Here is a 16,460-nt window from a genome sequence, read left to right on the forward strand (position 1 = left end):
CGCCGACGACCCCGCGCGCCGAAGACGCCGCGCCTGTGACCGGCCCGACCGCCGTCGACACGCCGCCGGCCGGACCGATCAAGATCGCCGCGCGCGACGTCTCGGTCTTCTATGAAGGCAAGCAGGCGCTTTACGACGTCTCGCTGGACATCCCGGACAAGACCGTCACGGCCCTGATCGGCCCGTCGGGCTGCGGCAAGTCGACCTTCCTGCGGACGATGAACCGCATGAACGACACCATCGCCGGGGCCCGCGTCACCGGGCGGATCGCGATGGACGACGAGGACATCAACGACCGCTCCATCGACCCCGTGCTGTTGCGCGCCCGGGTCGGCATGGTGTTCCAGCGCCCGAACCCCTTCCCCAAGTCGATCTACGAAAACGTCGCCTACGGACCCAAGATTCACGGCCTGGTTTCGTCCAAGTCCGAGATGGACGGCGTGGTCGAAAGCGCCCTGAAGCGCGCGGGTCTGTGGGACGAGGTGGCCGACCGCCTGCAATCCTCGGCCATGGGCCTGTCGGGTGGTCAGCAGCAGCGTCTGGTCATCGCCCGCGCCATCGCCGTGAACCCCGAAGTGATCCTGATGGACGAGCCCTGCTCGGCGCTGGACCCCATCGCCACGGCGCGGATCGAGGAATTGATCGACGAACTGCGCGAGCGGTTCTGCATCGTCATCGTCACCCACTCGATGGCCCAGGCCGCGCGAGTGTCGCAACGCACGGCCTTCTTCCACATGGGCCGTCTGGTCGAGACGGGCGACACCGAAGACATCTTCCAGAATCCGCGCGAACGGCGCACCCTCGACTACATCACGGGACGCTTCGGCTAATCCGATGAACCAGCACACCGTCAAAGCCTATGGCGACGAACTGAACCAGATCACGGCCGAGGTCGCCCGCATGGGCGGTCTGGCCGAGGCCCAGGTCGCGGACGCCATCGATTCCGTCGCCCGGCGCGACATCGCCCTGGCCCGCGCGGTGGTTGAGCGCGATCTGAAGCTGGACGCGCTGCACCGCGACATCGAGAAGAAGGCCATTCGCCTGATCGCCCTGCGTCAGCCCGTCGCCAGCGACCTGCGTCGCACCCTGGGCGCCATGAAGATCGCCACCGATCTGGAGCGCACCGGCGACCTGGCCAAGAACATCGCCAAGCGCGCCCTGATCCTGGCCGAGGGCGAGCCGATGCAGCCGCTCACGCGCTCCATCGAGCGTATGGGACGGTTGGTGTCGACCCGCCTGCGCGACGTGCTGGACGCCTACACCGCCTCCGAGTTGGATCGCGCCGTCGCCGTCTGGCAAACCGACGACGAGGTGGACGAGCACTATAACGCCCTGTTTCGCGAACTGCTGACCTATATGATGGGCGACCCGCGCACGATCGGCGCCTGCACCCATCTGCTGTTCATGGCCAAGAACCTTGAGCGGATCGGGGACCACGCGACCAATATCGCCGAGACCGTCCACTACGAGATCACCGGCGACGACATCCTGGGCGAACGCCCGCGCGCCCAGCCCACGGCCGAGGATTCCGATCCGACGCCGAACCTTTCCACGCACTGACCCGAGACCGGAGACCCGACGTGCAGCCCTATATCCTTGTGATGGAAGACGAGGACGCGCTGGCGACCCTGCTTCAGTACAATCTGGAAAAGGAAGGCTACGACGTAACCGTCGCCGCCGATGGCGAAGAGGGGATGCTTCAGATCGACGAGCGCCAGCCCGACCTGGTACTGCTGGACTGGATGCTGCCCAAACTGTCGGGCATCGAGGTCTGCCGCCGCATCCGGGGCAAGGCCGAAACCCGCAACCTGCCCATCATCATGCTGACGGCGCGCGGCGAGGAGAGCGACCGGGTTCGCGGCCTGGACACGGGCGCCGACGACTATCTGACCAAGCCCTTCTCGATGGTCGAACTGATCGCCCGCATCCGCGCGGTGCTGCGCCGCATTCGTCCGGGTCTGGCGGACGACCGGCTGAACCACGGCGACATCATCATCGACCGGGTGTCTCACCGCGTGAAGCGCGACGGCAAGGAGGTTCACCTGGGGCCGACCGAGTTCCGCCTGCTGGACCACTTCATGCAGCATCCGGGCCGGGTGTTCAGCCGCGAGCAGCTGCTGGACGCCGTCTGGGGCTCGGACGTCTATGTCGAGGCCCGCACGGTGGACGTCCACGTCGGCCGCCTGCGCAAGGCCCTGTCCATCGGCGACGACAGCGCCAATCCGATCCGCACCGTCCGCTCTGCGGGCTATTCGCTGGATCTGGAAGGCTAGATCAAAAAAAGGGCGGCTCGCGGAGCCGCCCTTTTCCATTCAGATCTGTTCGGCGACCACTTCGTCGGGGTCGAGCGTATAGACGGTGGCGCAGTATTCGCAGGTGACGCGAATCTTGCCGTCGTCCTCGACCATATCAACCCGTTCGGCCGGGTCGAACGAGGCCAGGACCGAGGCGATCCGGTCGCGCGAGCAACGGCAGACGGCGGTCAACTCCCGCGCGCCCTCCAACCGCACGCCGTCCTCGTGGAACAGGCGGAACAGCAGGGTCTCGGGCGAGATCGTAGGGTCGATCAGTTCGTCGTCGGCCAGGGTGCCGAACAGGGCGCGGGTGCGGTCCCAGACCTCTTCGGTCGATCCACGCGCCTCGTCGCCGGCGATGATCTGGATCATCGCCCCGCCGGCGCGCCATTGCGAACCGGCCTCGGTTTCGACCGCGCCGACCGCCAGGCGCACCTTGGTCGGCACCTGTTCGGACTGCTGGAAATAGTGTTCGGCGGCGAGAGACAGGCTCTCGCCCTCGATGGGGGTGATGCCTTGCGTCCGCTCGAAGTCGGGGCCGCGATCCAGGGTCATGACGAAAACGCCCTGGCCCAGCAGCGACCTGGCGCCGGGACGGGAGAAGCCCTTGGACGCCTCGGCGACTTCGGCCTCGTCATAGCGGCAGTAGCCGCGCAGGGAGCCGTCGGTGCCATAGTCGGCTACGACATAGCGCACGGGGCCGTCGCCCTGGGCCTGGACCAGCAGCCGGCCGTCGAACTTCAGGCTGGAGCCGATCAGGGCGGCCAGGGCGCAGGCCTCGCCCAGCAGGGCGGCGACCGGCTCGGGATAGGCGTGGGCGGCCAGAATCTTGTCGATGGCGGCGCCCAGGCGGACCAGGCGGCCGCGCACGGGCCAACCCTCGATCTGAAAGGCGGCGGCCAGATCGTCGGAAATGGGAGTTTCGGGCGCGTGATCGGTCACGGCGGGGTCCTTTGGCGACGTCATTTCGGGATCGCGGCTATGTAGGCGCCCAGGCGGCCGTTGATAAGGGGCAAATCCGGTGCGGCGTAGGGGCCATGCGACGTGTGGGCGACGGAACCCTTTTCCGCGCGGTTCGCTCTTTTCCAACAAGCGGAGCCGTCGCTCCGCCTGACACGCCATTCCGACGAAAAGGTCCCGCCGATGATCCGCGACATCGATCCGATTGAAGAAATTCGCAAACATCCCGGCATCACGGCCGGCAGCCTGGCCGCCCTGGTGCTCGGCGCGGCGGCGGTCGTCTATCTGACCCAGCGCACCGGCCCGACCCGCTATCAGCGCATCAAGACCCGCATCGACCCGCGCGGATGGGTCGATACGGCCGAACTGCGCGACCGTTTCCATGATGCGGTGGACGCCTTCCGTCACCGTGCGGAAGAGGTGGGCGAACAGACCGCCGACTTCTCGCGCGAAGCCCGCCACCGCGCCGCTGACGTGGCCTATGACGCCCGCGATCGCGCAGACGCCTGGTTCCGCTCGGCCCGCAAGGGATCGAAGAAGGCCATGAAGAAGCACGGCAAGACCGCGCGCCGCTATGCGGACGACGCCGGGGCCTATGCTCGCGATCATGCGCGCGAGGGCGGGGCGCTTCTAGCCGTCGCGACAATCGCCGCAGCCGTCGGCGCGGCCGTGCTGGAAAGCCGTCGCCCGGACAGCCGCGTGCGCCGGATCGTCCGTTTTTGACATAGTCGTGCCGCCCGGCGGGTGAAATTCCCGCCGGGCGGCATGGTTTAAGCGCAACTGTGCGCCGTCATCAGTACGGCTTGGCTATGCTGCGTGCGCGAAGGCCGCTAAGACGCGCCCCATGACCGCGCGCCCGACCCTGATCTTCGACTTCGATTCGACCCTGGTCGATTTCGAGACCCTTGAGGCCCTGGCCGACATCGCCCTGGCGGGGTCGCCGGATGCCGATTCGATCCGCGCCGAGATCGCGTCGCTGACCGACAAGGCCATGGCGGGCGCCTTGGATTTCGGCCAGGCGTTGCGCCAGCGTCTGGCGCTGCTTCCCTTGACCCGCGACCATGTGCAGGCTCTGGCGCAGTCTGCGCCGGATCGGTTGACGGCGTCGGTTCGGCGCAATCTCGACTTCTTCCAGCAGAACACGGGCAAGATTGTCATCATCTCCGGCGGCTTCCGGGACGTGATCTCGCCGGTCGCTCAGGAACTGGGCGTCTCGCCGGATCGGGTGCTGTGCAACGACCTGATCTACGACGCCGAAGGGCTTGTGACGGGCGTGGATGACGCCAACCCCCTGTCGCGCGAGAATGGCAAGCCCGCGGCCATTCACGCCCTCAACCTGTCGGGCCGTGTCGTCATGATCGGCGACGGCTGGAACGACGCGGAGGTCAAGATCGCGGGGGCCGCCGACGCCTTCTACGCCTTCACCGAGGTCGTACGGCGGGCGCCCGTGGTCGAGGTTGCGGACGCGGAGGCCGCGTCGTTGGACGAGGTGCTGCACGCCGAGGGTCTGGTGGGGCGCTGGTCCTTCCCGCGCAGCCGCATGAAGATGCTGCTGCTGGAAAACATCCACCCCGCCGCCGTCGAACGGCTGGAGGAGGCGGGCTATTCGGTCGAAACCCACAAGGGCGCGCTGGACGAGGACGATCTGATCGCCGCCATCAAGGGCGTTCATGTGCTGGGCATTCGCTCCAAGACCACGGTGTCGCGCCGGGTGCTGGAAGAGGCCGACAGGCTGATGGCCGTCGCCGCCTTCTGCATCGGCACCAATCAGATCGATCTGGAGGCGGCGTCCGATCACGGGGTGGCGGTGTTCAATGTGCCTTACTCCAACACGCGCTCGGTGGTCGAACTGGCCATCGGGCTGATGATCGTGCTGATGCGCGATGTGCCGGACAAGTCGGCGGCCATGCATGTCGGCCAGTGGAACAAGTCGGCGACCGGCTCCAAGGAGTTGCGCGGCAAGACCCTGGGCATCGTCGGCTATGGCGCCATCGGCAGCCAGTTGTCGGTGCTGGCCGAGAACCTGGGGATGCGGGTTCTGTTCTACGACCTGTCCGAGCGGCTGGCGCTGGGCAATGCGCGGCGGATGCGGTCGCTTGACGCCCTGCTGGCCGAAAGCGACGTGGTGACCCTGCATATCGACGGACGGCGCGAGAACGCCGACATCTTCGGCGCGGCCCAGTTCGCCCGGATGAAGGCGGGGGCGCTATTCCTGAACCTGTCGCGTGGTCATGTCGTCGATGTCGGCGCCCTGGCCCAGGCCATGGGGTCAGGCCGGGTCGCCGGCGCGGCCGTGGACGTCTTCCCCGAGGAGCCGCGCACCAATTCCGATCCCTTCGAAAGCCCGCTTCAGGGGCTGAAGAATATGATCCTGACGCCGCATATCGGCGGCTCGACCGAAGAGGCGCAGGAAGCCATCGCCGAGTTCGCGGCCGAGCGGCTACTGGGTTATCTGAACCGGGGGGACACGACATTCAGCGTCAATCTGCCCAACGTGCAGTTGGCCGATGTGTCGGGCGCGCACCGCATCCTGCACATCCACAGAAATCAACCCGGCGTGCTGGCCGAGCTGAACCGGGCGCTTGCGGCGGCGGGTCTGAACATCCTGGGCCAGCACCTGAAGACCGACGAACGCACCGGCTACGTCATCACCGACGTCGAGCGCGACTATGACCCGGAGGCGCTGCGGGTGCTGAAGACCGTGCCCGGCACGTTAAAGTTCCGCACCCTGCATTAGGTCACGCCGCGCAAAATCTTCCGAAGGCTGACGTTACGGCATCTTGCCATCTGCGCTGACTGGCGCATCCTCACAGCAACGGCCGCGACCCACGACGGCTGGGGAGGATTCACATGTCACGCTTCATCACCGGCGGCGCCGTCGCCGCCTTGGCGCTGGCCGCCTGCGCCTTTGCAGGATCGGCCTCGGCCCAGACCTACAACCGCCTCGTCGTGTTCGGCGACAGTCTCAGCGACAACGGCAATCTGTATCTGATCTCGGGCGGGACCCAGCCGCCGTCACCACCCTACGCCCGTCGGTTCTCGAACGGGCCGACCTTCGTCGAACTGCTGGGCTTCAACGCCGTCAACTTCAACGGCTCGGTGTCGGGCAGCATCAACTACGCCTTCGGCGGGGCGCGCGCAGACGCCTCCACCGGCGTACCGTTCGGCATGTTGAACCAGCTGTCGCGCTATACGGCGGCGGGCGGGCGGTTCAGCTCGACCGATCTGGTCAGCGTCCTGGGCGGCGCCAACGACATCTTCCAGGGCCTGCCGGTCGCCGGCGCCTCGGCCAGCCCGGTCGCGGCGATCACGCCCGTCGTCACCGGCGCAGCGGCCAATGTCACCACCCTGGTCAACACCGTGGCGGGGGCCGGTGCGGGGACCATCCTGGTCACCAACCTGCCCAAGCTCAGCCTGACGCCCCAGTTCCGGGGAACGGTCGCCGCGCCGCTGGCCGATTACGCCGTCACGACCTTCAACACCGCCCTGCAGACGGGGCTGACGACCACGGCCGGCGCGCGGCCGGGCAGCAACATCATCATGATGGACCTGTTCAAGATCGGCGACACCCTGGCCGCCAATCCGGGCCTGTTCGGCATCACCAACATTACTCAGAGCTGCTTCAACGGGGTCACGGTCTGTTCGAATCCCGACAGCTATTTCTACTTCGACGGCGTTCACCCGACGGCGGCCGGGCATCGGATCATCGCCCAACTCGCGACCGACTACCTCTACTACGGCGACATCGGCGCCCAATCGACCCTGCAGGGCGAAACGACCTATCGCCACCGCGAGGATGCGCTGGACGCGGCCAGCGACGCCCTGTCGGGTCGTCAGCCGTGGGAGGCGGGTGTCGCCGTCACCACCGCCGCCCTGATCGATAGCGTCGACACCGATGCGCGCGGCCCGGTCACAAGCGCCTCCAGCGACGGCTGGGGCGCGCGGATCGCGCTGGAGGCGGGACCGTCCGCCAACTGGCGCTTCGGCCTGGCCGGATCGGCGCGAAAGACGGACGTGGACAGCCAGGCGTTGCGGTTCAATGTCGAAAGCTTCGGTCTGGACGTCTATGGCGGCTGGCGCTCAAACGATGTGTTCGTCAATGCGGCCGTCGGCGTGGCGCGCGACAATATCGACGACATCGAGCGCACCACCAGCCTGGCCCCCATCGTCCATACGGCCGAGACGCGGGCGCTCAGCACGGGCGCCCGGCTGCAGGGCGGGATGTGGTTCGACATGGGCGGCGTCGCCCTGTCGCCCCGCGCGGCCCTGGCCTATGTCTCCAGCGACGTGGACGGCTATTACGAGCAGGGCGTCGGGGCCCAGTATCAGTATGGCGACCGCACCGTGAAAGCCCTGACCGGCGAGGTCTCATTGCGCGCCGAGGCGGAGATGGGGCGGTTCGGCCTGTTCGCCGAAGGGGGCTATCGTGACGCGCTGGACGACAGTTCCGATCCGGTCCGCGTCGGGCTTTACAACAACCCGGCCCAGGTCCTGTCGCGCGAGATCGACGATCCGTTCGGCGGTCAGTTCCTGGCGTCTGCGGGCGTGGAGGGTGCGGTCGGGCCGGTCAAGGTCACGGTCGGCTATCGGGGTCGTTTCGGCGACCACGCCGACAGCCACATGGGCGGCATCCAGTTGAAACTGCCGCTTTAAGGAGGCGACGCGGGGAGGGGCGCGCGCTCAGCGCCCCTTCTTGCGCACCCACATGGCGGCGTCCGCCTCGGCCAGCCAGGCCTCTGCGTCGGTGTGGCCGTCCCAGGCGCGGACGCCGAACGATCCGCCCAATTCGGTCTTCTGACCGTCCCAGACGAATCCTTCGGTCTGCAGCGCCTCGGCCAGTTGACGCGCCTTGGCCCGGCCCTCGTCCAGTCCGGCGTGAAGCATCAGAAGCGCGAACTCGTCGCCGCCCATACGGCCGACCGCATCCGATTCGCGCAGGTTCGCCAGGAACAGGCGGGCCACGGCGATCAGGGCGGCATCGCCCGCGGCATGGCCCAGGGTGTCGTTGACGCTCTTGAAGCCGTCCATGTCCAGATACAGCAGAACCGCCGGCACGCCGTGCCGCTGGCAATAGGCCATGGTCCGCTGCAACGCCCCGATGAAGCCGCGCCGGTTCAGGGCGGGGGTCAGCACATCGTGATCGGCGGCCGCCTCGGCGGCGGCGGCGCGCGACTTCCAGGCGTCCAACTCCAGGCGCAGGCGCGCGATCTCGGCGGTCAGGTCGTGTTCGGCCACGTCGGTCACGGCGCAGGATGGGCTCCGGTCGCGCGACTCACTCAAGGCGTCGCGCAGGGTCGAGCGATGGTAGAGCGTGATTCCGCGACATTGAAGCCGCCGCGCGTCGGAAACCGCCGGCTTGCGGTTGCGGGGGGCCCGTCGGTGCTGTAACGGGCGCCTTTCCGCGAGGGGCCTTGCAGACATGGCGACTTCCGAAACCCCGGTGGCGATCATCATGGGCAGCCGGTCTGACTGGCCCACGATGAAGATGGCCGCCGACAAGCTGGACCAACTGGGCGTCGCCTGGAAGGCCAAGGTCGTCAGCGCGCACCGCACGCCGGAACGTCTGGTCCAGTTCGCCACAGGCGCCAAGGCCGCCGGATACAAGGTCATCATCGCGGGCGCAGGCGGCGCCGCTCACCTGCCGGGCATGGCCGCCTCAATGACCGAACTGCCCGTGCTGGGCGTGCCGGTGAAGTCCAAGGCCCTGAAGGGCATGGATAGTCTGTTGTCCATCGTGCAGATGCCGGCAGGCGTTCCCGTCGCGACCCTGGCCATCGGCGAGGCGGGCGCCGCCAACGCCGGCATTCTGGCCGCGCAAATCCTGGCCCTGTCGGATCAGGCCCTGGCCGGACGGCTGACCGCCTTCCGCATCGCCCAGACCGAATCCGTCGCAGAATCCGTCGAGGACTGAGTGCCCAGCCTTCCGCTTCCCCCCGGTTCGACCCTCGGCATCATCGGCGGAGGCCAACTGGGCCGGATGCTGAGCCAGGCCGCCTCGCGCCTGGGCTTCGACGTCGTGATCCTGGACCCCGAGGCCGACAGCCCGGCCGGCCGCGTTTCGGCGCATCAGATCGTCGCCGCCTATGACGACCCGGACGCCCTGACGGCCCTGGGCCGCGCCGCCGATGTCGTCACCTTCGAATTCGAGAACGTGCCCGCCGATTCCATCGAGCGTCTGGCCGAGGCCGGCGCCCTGGTCGCCCCGGGACCGACCGCGCTGCGCGTGTCGCAGGACCGGGTGGACGAAAAGACCTTCCTGAACGCCGTGGGCGCCCCGACGGTCGCGTTCGCCGTGGTGGACACGCTCGACGATCTGGTCGTCGGCCTGACGACCCTGGGCCTTCCCGCCCTCTTGAAGACCCGCCGCGAAGGCTATGACGGCAAGGGCCAGGTCTGGATTCACGCCATCGAGGACGCGCCTGCCGCGCTGGAAAGCCTGGGCGGTCGTCCGGCGATCCTGGAGGCCAGGGCGACCTTCGTGCGCGAACTGTCGGTCATCGCCGCTCGCGACTGGGACGGCCATATGGCGGTCTATCCACTGGGCGAGAACCGGCACGAGGGCGGCGTCCTGCGCACCACCCTGGCCCCCGTCGCCGTGGACGAGAAGACGCAAGGGCGCGCCCGCGCCATCGCCGAGGCGATCCTGGACGGGTTGGATTACGTCGGCGTGCTGGGCGTCGAACTGTTCGATCTCGGGAACGACCTGCTTCTGGTCAACGAGATCGCCCCGCGTGTCCACAACACCGGCCACTGGACCCAGGACGGCTGCGTCTGCGACCAGTTTGAACAACATATCCGCGCCGTGACAGGCTGGCCGCTCGGCCCCACGACCGCCCACGCCCGCATCGAAATGACCAATCTGCTGGGCGACGAGGTCGAGGACTGGCGCGCCCTGTCCGCCAAATCCGACGAACGCCTGCACCTCTACGGCAAGGCGGAGGCCCGCCCCGGCCGCAAGATGGCGCATGTGAACCGGGTGTTGGGGGCGGTCTGAGCCGGTCCCCGTTTTCGTCATCCTCCGACGAGCGGAGCGAGATCGGGGGACCCAGCGGCGCGCGTTAGCGCGAACCTGTCGCGGTCTCGATCGTCAAAATCGTGCGGTGGAGACATTTCGCCTTCGGCGCCGCTGGGTCCCCCGGTCTGCGCCGCAAGCGGCTTGCCGGAGGATGACGAAAGAAGAGCGCTTAGCCTTTCGCCCCATACCGCATCCGGCTCAGCGCATCGCTGACCTTTCGGAACGGCGCGTCGAAGTCCTTGCCGGCCTTCCACTTCTCGAAGGCCATGACGTTCTCGATGCGGCGCGCGACGAAGGCGTCCGCCGCCTCGCGGCCGTCGAACCAGCGCATCGTCAGGGCCGGAATCAGGATGCCGGACAGGATCGTCCGCTTGGAATAGTGGTTCCAGTCGGTGGCCTCGTCACCGGCCCAGCGCCACAGGTGATCCGCGCTTTCCCACGCCAGCTTCAGCCCCAGGTCGGCGTTGACGGGCAGGGCCAGGAAGGCGGCGCATCGGCGCGTGGCCTCAAGGTCGGCGGCGGCCGCCTCCATCCGTTCGGACACGGCGCGGGCGATTCGCTCGCGAATCTTCAGCGACTTGGCGTCGATTTCCCCCAGAGCCGCCAGCGCTCGCGCATCATGGCGTCGCGACAGCAGGGCCGCCAGATCGCGCGCGCCGTTGGGCAGCAGCAGTTCCTCGTCGCCCTGCGACAGGCCGCACGCCTCGCATGCCTCGCGCACCAGACGCGCATTCCAGCCCAGGGCGGGCGCGCGGGCTATGGCGGCGTCCAGCACGGTCTGCTCGGTGCGGTCCGCCCAGTCGGGGTTCTGTGTCATGGGGGGAACATACGCCTGTCGCGCGGGGGTTTCGAGCCTTCAAGAATGGTCGCGTTGAACTGGACAGGGCGGGGTGTGTCGTGTATCAGCGCGCCTTCATCCGAGGGCCTCGCTCCCGGAAGACGATTTTATTTTGTTCGCCCGTCTCCCTCGCAGGACGCGGCGGGCGGCCAAAGGAGAGTTTAACCTGGTTCAGATTTTCGTCCGCGACAACAACGTCGATCAGGCGCTGAAGGCCCTGAAGAAGAAGATGCAGCGCGAAGGCAGCTTCCGTGAAATGAAGCGCCACGTGCATTACGAAAAGCCGTCGGAAAAGCGCGCCCGTCAAAAGGCCGAAGCCGTTCGTCGCGCTCGTAAGCTGGCCCGCAAGCGCGCCCAACGCGAGGGCCTGCTGCCCGCGCCGAAGCCGCGCGTTCCCGGCGGTCGGTAAGACCCTGGCGAAAGCCGCAAGATCAGGGGCCGCTTCCGAAAGGAGGCGGCCTTTTTCTTGTCTCCTCCCCATCGCTTTCGCGACAGGGAGGAGGGGACGCGCTGTCTAGGTCCGCCCTGTCACCGCCCGACCGAACGTCTTCCAACTCAGCTTCACGTCCGACAGGGCGCCGGCGCGGAAGGCGCGGCCGGCGATCCAGACCATGAAGGCGGCCGTGGCGAACATGCCGATCAGGGTCAGCAGGACCTCGATCAGGGGCGGATCGCTGGGCGCGCGGGCGCTCATCAAGAAGGGGGTGAAGAAGGGGATCCACGACAGCACCTTGACCACCGGCGCGTCGGGGCTGGTCAGGGCCATCTGCATGACCAGGATGGGCACGACCAGGATCATCATGATCGGCCCCATCAGGGTCTGGGCGTCGCGCGGCGTCTCGCAGAAGGCGCCGATGGCGGCGAACAGCACCGCATACATCAGGTATCCGCCGACCATATAGGCCATGAAATAGAAGATCAGGCCGTCGTGCATCAGGGCCTGGCCGATGCTGGCCGCCACCTGGGGCGAGGCGGACATCAGGGTGGATGCGCCGATCCCGCCCCACACCGCCATGACCGTCAGCGTCAGCAACGCCACGCCCAGCACCTTGCCGGTCAGGATTTCGTTCGCAGAGGCCGAGGACAGCAGCACCTCCAGGATCTTGTTCGACTTTTCCTCCATCACGCTGTTCAACAGGATGGAGGCGCCGGTGATGACCAGCGACCAGAGCAGGAAACCGGCCCCCAGGCCCACGAAGGACGGGATGCGGTCGCGCATCGACACCTCGGCCCCGCTGGCGGCGTTGGGCGAGAAGGCTTTCACCTCGGGCTGGAAAGTCTGGATCTCGGTCGCCAAGGTCGGGGGCACGCCCGCCTCGGTCAGCAGTTCGTTGCGGCGCGCATCGCGCAGGGCGCTGCGGACGAAGCCGGACACGTCGTTGTCGGTGGCGCGCGCGGTCCAGACCTGTGCGGCGGGCTTGCCGTCGATCCGGTCCAGAAACACCACGGCGTCCAGGCGATCGGTCTTTGGCGTCTGCTTGTCCAGCGCGGTCCTGATGGCGGCGTCGCGCGCCGGGCCGGTCGCATCGGCGATGGCGGCCGGCGCCGCGACCAGACGAATCTTGGGCGCGCTGACTGAGGCCAGGGCCCGCCCGGCGCCGGCCTGACCCTTCTCGGCGGCGATGCGCAGTCGCTCGCCCTGCTTGTCGAGATCGGCCTGCAAGGCGTCGCGGACCGTGGCGGCCAGGCCTGCGGCGGCGGGGCCTTGTTCGATCACGGCTACCGTCTTAATCGGCTCGGCCGAACGGATCAGCAGCGGGATGCCCCCGCCCAGCACGGCGAACATCGGAAAGGCCAGCAGCGACAGCCAGAACCCTACCGTCTTGGCGTAGGCGACATATTCGCGGCGCGCGATCAGCAGGGTGCGCTTCATTGGACCGCCTCCGACGGCGAGACGGGTTGATCGAGATGGTCGCCGGTAAGGCCGATGAAGGCGTCGTGCAGCGTAGGCTCCTTCAAGGCGAAGCCGCGCACGTCAAGACCGTCCAGGAAGGCCGCTTTCAACGTTTCCTGACCCGCCGCGCCGGGTGACAGGGCGATCTTCAATCGCCGCACGCCGTCCTGCTCGGACACGGTCTCGACCCCCGCCACGCCGGGCAGGGTCGCCGCCGCCTGGGCGTCGATGGCGCCGTCCAGATCGAGGAAGCGGGGCGAGGTCGCCTTGGCCTGATCGACCGTGCCCTCGAACGCCTTTCGCCCGCGCGCCAGCAGTACGACCTTGTCGCACAGCCGCTCGGCGTGCTGCATCACATGGGTCGAGAACAGGACCGTGGCGCCGTTGGCCGCCAGGTCGCGGATCATGGCCTCCAGCCCCTGCTGGTTCATGGGGTCCAGGCCCGAGAACGGCTCGTCCAGGATCACGAACTCCGGCTGGTGCACGACCGAGGCGATCAGTTGCACCTTCTGCGCCATCCCCTTGGACAACTCCTTCATCTTCTTCTTCTGCGCGGCGCCCAGCCCCTGCTGCTCCAGCAGGGTCCTGGCGCGACGGCGACCTTCCGCAGGAGGCAGGCCCTTCAGCGCGCCGAAGAAGGCGATGGCCTCGACCGGCGTCATCTTCTTGTACAGACCCCGCTCCTCGGGCAGGAAGCCGATGCGGTCGCGCACCTGACGCCCGTCGGCGGCGCCCAAAATCTCGATCCGACCCGATGTGGCCGGCTGAAGCCCCAGGATCATCCGCAGGGTCGAGGTCTTGCCCGCCCCATTGGGCCCCAGAAACCCGCAGATCGAGCCCTTTTGAACCTGAAAGCTCAGGTCGCGTACGGCGTCGAAATCGCCATATCGCTTGCTCACGCCCTCAAGCGTCAACGCCGCCATGTCGCCCCCTCATGTTCCAGCCGTCAGCCTATGGGCGTTGCCGCGCGGACGCCAGCGGCCAGAGCTATTTGAGAACCGGCAGGTCGATATATGAGGCGTCTGCGCCGTCGTGGTGCACGGCGTTGTCGGCGATCACACCTTCGCGCTCGCTTTCGTTCGGGCCGCCGGTGTTCAGGTTCCTGACGAACTTCGGGAAGTTGGAGCTGGTGATCTCGACCCTGATCCGGTGGCCGGGCTGGAAGGTGTTGCTGATGGTCATCGGCGTCGGCTGAACCGTGGCGACCTGGCCGGGCGTCAGCGGCGTGGGCCGGTCGTAGCCGTCCCGATATCGCGCCCGCATGATGGTGTCGCCCAGGATATAGGCTGTCCCGTCCGGCGCGACATCCACCAGCTTGACCGCGAAGTCGGTGTCGGGCGCGGAGGACGACACCTTCAGCACAGTGTCGATGAAGCCGGTGACCTGCAGCGGCTGGGTCAGCGGCTCGGACGTATAGACCAGCACGTCGTTGCGCGCCTCGATCTGACGCTGGTCGAAAGCGCCGGCGGTCACCAGACCACCGTTGCAGCAATCCCCGCCGCCGATGGTCTGGACCGGGTTCATGGGGTCGTAGCGATAGCGGTCGGCCGATTCTCCGGGCGGCGGCGCGTCCAGGCTCAAACGCCCGTCGCCGTTCAGGCTGTTGGCCGCTCCGCCCGAGCGCAGATACATCCGCACCGTCTGCACGCCGGCCGGCGGCCATTGGGCGGCGGTGCGCCAGGCGTTCTCGCCCATGTTGAAATACTGGACGTGCGGCGTGGTGTCCGGGAAGGCGCTGCGCTCGCCCTTCAGCCAGCGATCGAACCAGGCATGGACCAGGGCGTCGCTGTCGAAACTGGCGTCGCCCAGCGCCCGGTCGCCCGAGCGATAGTTTGGTCCCAGGCCGGCGAAGGCGCAGTGGTTGTTCGGGCCGACCACCACATACTGGTTCTCGGCCGCCTCGCGATCCTGTGTCGTCGACCGGGCGTGATTGAACAGTTCCATGTTCGGGCCGATCGACACGTCATACCAACTGTTGAACCACAGTGCCGGCACGCCCCAACCCATGTCGTCGTGATACAGGCCGCCCTGGCGCCAGGCCGGATCGGCGGGCGTTCGAGCGATCAACTGTTCGAAGGTGGCGGGCGGTTCGCCCAGGTCAGACAGCATCTGATCGACCGGCAGGTGACGGATCTGGCTGGGCCAGTTCACCTCGGGCTTCTTGGCGTCCAGGTCGTTATAGAGGAACAGCCGCGCGCGGGTCTTCTGGTCGATATCGGCTGGAACCTGCGCGCGCAGCGGATTGTCCACGCCGTAAAGCCAGACGAAGAACAGGTTGCGCGGCACCCCGCCGGTGTACCAGTTGCCCTGTTCCTGGAAACGACCGACCTTGCCGATGCCTGCGCCGGAGGCCTGGGCACCATGGCGGCGTGGGCCGGATGGTTCTGAGCCGCCAGGGCCAGCTGCCATTCAGCGGACGACGAACAGCCCAGCGTGCCCACCTTGCCGTTCGACCAGGGTTGAGCGGCGATCCAGGTCAGGGCGTCGTAGCCGTCGGTCTGCGGATAGCCCAGGATCTGGTAGTCGCCGCCCGAGAAATAGCGCCCGCGCTCGTTCTCGATCACGAAGGCGTAGCCCCGGCTGACCCAGGTCAGGGCCGTGCGTGTCGTGCGGGCGTTATTGGCCAGCTCGTTATACGGCGTCCGCACGAAGATCGTGGGCAGGGGCGCGGTCGCGTTCTTCGGCCGATAGACGTTTGTCGCCAGTCCGACCCCGTCCCGCATCGGCGCCATGACCGCCGTCTGCACATCGGCGATGCGCGACAACTCGGTCTGGGCGGCGGCGTCGCTATAGCGACCATAGTCCTGCGCCGACACGGCGACGGGCGACAGCGCCAGAATCCCGGCGACGATGGCGGCGACGAACCTGTTCATTTCCAATGCCCCTCCCAAGGCGCGGGAAGGTTAGGCCGATTGGTCCGCGCGCGGCAAGGCGGCGGTCGTCAGGCCTTGGGTTTGACGGCGATCTCGAAGTGGCGGTCCATGACCTTGGTCGGATTGACCTCGGCGCCGTCGCGACGGACTTCGAAATGCAGGTGGGGGCCGGTGGAGTAGCCGGTGGAGCCGACCAGGCCGATACGCTGCGCGGGCGTCAGGCGGTCGCCGCTGGCCACGTCGATGCGGCTGAGGTGGCCATAGAGGGTGGTCATGCCATTGGGGTGGCGCACCTCGATGAAGTTGCCGTAGCCGCCGGCGTCATAGCCGGTGCGAAGCACGTGGCCCTCTGCGGCGGTGAAGACGCTGGTGCCCTGGGGGGCGGCGATGTCCACGCCCTTGTGGGCGCGGGCCTTGGCCTCGATGGCCAGTTTGCGCAGGCCGAAGACCGAGTTGATGGCATAGCCGCGCACCGGGGCGGTGAAGACGATCTGGCGCGTGACCGGCCCGGCCTTTTCCGCCTCGGCCTTGATCGGCGGGGCGACGGGGGCGGCGACGGGCGTCGGCGTGCGGCCGGGCGCGGGGG

Annotated in this window: 17 protein-coding genes; 9 read left to right on the plus strand and 8 right to left on the minus strand. The window is 67.7% G+C overall.

Annotated elements, in window-relative coordinates; genetic code table 11:
- Positions 1–35 precede the first annotated feature (35 nt).
- The 3 genes from pstB to phoB are packed head-to-tail and all read left to right on the plus strand — an operon-like array spanning position 36 to position 2,273.
- Positions 36–830 carry a phosphate ABC transporter ATP-binding protein PstB gene (gene pstB, locus RTU05_RS12910; protein WP_312598792.1) on the plus strand — a complete coding sequence of 265 codons (795 nt, stop codon included), beginning with the start codon at positions 36–38 and terminating at the stop codon, positions 828–830.
- Between the two features lie 4 nt (positions 831–834).
- A complete protein-coding gene (phoU, locus tag RTU05_RS12915; protein ID WP_292023429.1) occupies positions 835–1,560 on the plus strand; it encodes a phosphate signaling complex protein PhoU in 726 nt (241 codons plus the stop codon).
- Between the two features lie 20 nt (positions 1,561–1,580).
- Positions 1,581–2,273 carry a phosphate regulon transcriptional regulator PhoB gene (gene phoB / locus RTU05_RS12920; RefSeq protein ID WP_248118897.1) on the plus strand — a complete coding sequence of 231 codons (693 nt, stop codon included), beginning with the start codon at positions 1,581–1,583 and terminating at the stop codon, positions 2,271–2,273.
- 39 nt (positions 2,274–2,312) lie between these two features.
- On the opposite strand, the gene RTU05_RS12925 is transcribed toward phoB, so the two are convergent.
- On the minus strand, positions 2,313–3,236 hold the full coding sequence (locus RTU05_RS12925) for an Hsp33 family molecular chaperone (protein WP_312598780.1): 924 nt from the start codon (positions 3,234–3,236) through the stop codon (positions 2,313–2,315).
- A 201-nt stretch (positions 3,237–3,437) separates the two neighbouring features.
- Between RTU05_RS12925 and RTU05_RS12930 the strand changes: the two genes are divergently transcribed.
- The 3 genes from RTU05_RS12930 to RTU05_RS12940 all read left to right on the plus strand — a co-directional run bounded on the left by RTU05_RS12930 (position 3,438) and on the right by RTU05_RS12940 (position 7,907).
- Positions 3,438–3,977: a hypothetical protein gene (locus tag RTU05_RS12930; RefSeq protein ID WP_312598781.1), complete on the plus strand. Its 540-nt coding sequence runs from the start codon at positions 3,438–3,440 to the stop codon at positions 3,975–3,977.
- A gap of 121 nt (positions 3,978–4,098) precedes the next feature.
- Complete coding sequence (gene serA, locus RTU05_RS12935; protein ID WP_312598782.1) at positions 4,099–5,991, plus strand: phosphoglycerate dehydrogenase; 1,893 nt, start codon at positions 4,099–4,101, stop codon at positions 5,989–5,991.
- A gap of 113 nt (positions 5,992–6,104) precedes the next feature.
- A complete protein-coding gene (locus RTU05_RS12940) occupies positions 6,105–7,907 on the plus strand; it encodes an autotransporter domain-containing protein (RefSeq protein WP_312598783.1) in 1,803 nt (600 codons plus the stop codon).
- A gap of 27 nt (positions 7,908–7,934) precedes the next feature.
- Here RTU05_RS12940 and RTU05_RS12945 read toward each other — a convergent pair whose 3' ends face one another.
- Positions 7,935–8,498, minus strand: coding sequence for a GGDEF domain-containing protein (locus tag RTU05_RS12945; protein WP_312598784.1), 564 nt, complete (start codon positions 8,496–8,498; stop codon positions 7,935–7,937).
- 175 nt (positions 8,499–8,673) lie between these two features.
- Between RTU05_RS12945 and purE the strand changes: the two genes are divergently transcribed.
- Complete coding sequence (gene purE, locus RTU05_RS12950) at positions 8,674–9,165, plus strand: 5-(carboxyamino)imidazole ribonucleotide mutase (protein ID WP_312598785.1); 492 nt, start codon at positions 8,674–8,676, stop codon at positions 9,163–9,165.
- Complete coding sequence (locus RTU05_RS12955; protein ID WP_312598786.1) at positions 9,166–10,248, plus strand: 5-(carboxyamino)imidazole ribonucleotide synthase; 1,083 nt, start codon at positions 9,166–9,168, stop codon at positions 10,246–10,248. It begins immediately after the preceding gene.
- A gap of 190 nt (positions 10,249–10,438) precedes the next feature.
- On the opposite strand, the gene RTU05_RS12960 is transcribed toward RTU05_RS12955, so the two are convergent.
- Complete coding sequence (locus RTU05_RS12960) at positions 10,439–11,086, minus strand: COQ9 family protein (RefSeq protein ID WP_312598787.1); 648 nt, start codon at positions 11,084–11,086, stop codon at positions 10,439–10,441.
- Between the two features lie 187 nt (positions 11,087–11,273).
- Here RTU05_RS12960 and rpsU point away from each other — a divergent pair, with 187 nt between their 5' ends.
- Positions 11,274–11,516, plus strand: coding sequence for a 30S ribosomal protein S21 (gene rpsU, locus RTU05_RS12965; protein WP_087120183.1), 243 nt, complete (start codon positions 11,274–11,276; stop codon positions 11,514–11,516).
- Positions 11,517–11,621: 105 nt separating this feature from the next.
- On the opposite strand, the gene RTU05_RS12970 is transcribed toward rpsU, so the two are convergent.
- The 5 genes from RTU05_RS12970 to RTU05_RS12990 all read right to left on the minus strand — a co-directional run.
- Positions 11,622–12,980 (minus strand): ABC transporter permease, encoded by a 1,359-nt coding sequence (locus RTU05_RS12970; RefSeq protein ID WP_312598788.1) that lies wholly within the window; start codon positions 12,978–12,980, stop codon positions 11,622–11,624.
- Positions 12,977–13,924 carry an ATP-binding cassette domain-containing protein gene (locus RTU05_RS12975; protein WP_312598789.1) on the minus strand — a complete coding sequence of 316 codons (948 nt, stop codon included), beginning with the start codon at positions 13,922–13,924 and terminating at the stop codon, positions 12,977–12,979. Before RTU05_RS12975 ends, RTU05_RS12970 begins: the two co-directional genes overlap by 4 nt.
- A gap of 64 nt (positions 13,925–13,988) precedes the next feature.
- Positions 13,989–15,251, minus strand: a complete 1,263-nt coding sequence (locus tag RTU05_RS12980) for a CocE/NonD family hydrolase (protein ID WP_409411629.1) — start codon at positions 15,249–15,251, stop codon at positions 13,989–13,991.
- Positions 15,149–15,874, minus strand: a complete 726-nt coding sequence (locus tag RTU05_RS12985; protein WP_409411628.1) for a CocE/NonD family hydrolase — start codon at positions 15,872–15,874, stop codon at positions 15,149–15,151. Before RTU05_RS12985 ends, RTU05_RS12980 begins: the two co-directional genes overlap by 103 nt.
- A gap of 68 nt (positions 15,875–15,942) precedes the next feature.
- Positions 15,943–16,460: M23 family metallopeptidase (locus RTU05_RS12990; protein WP_312598791.1), on the minus strand; the 518-nt coding region annotated here is incomplete at its 5' end.

Source organism: Brevundimonas sp. (assembly GCF_032017145.1).
Taxonomy (GTDB): Bacteria; Pseudomonadota; Alphaproteobacteria; order Caulobacterales; family Caulobacteraceae; genus Brevundimonas.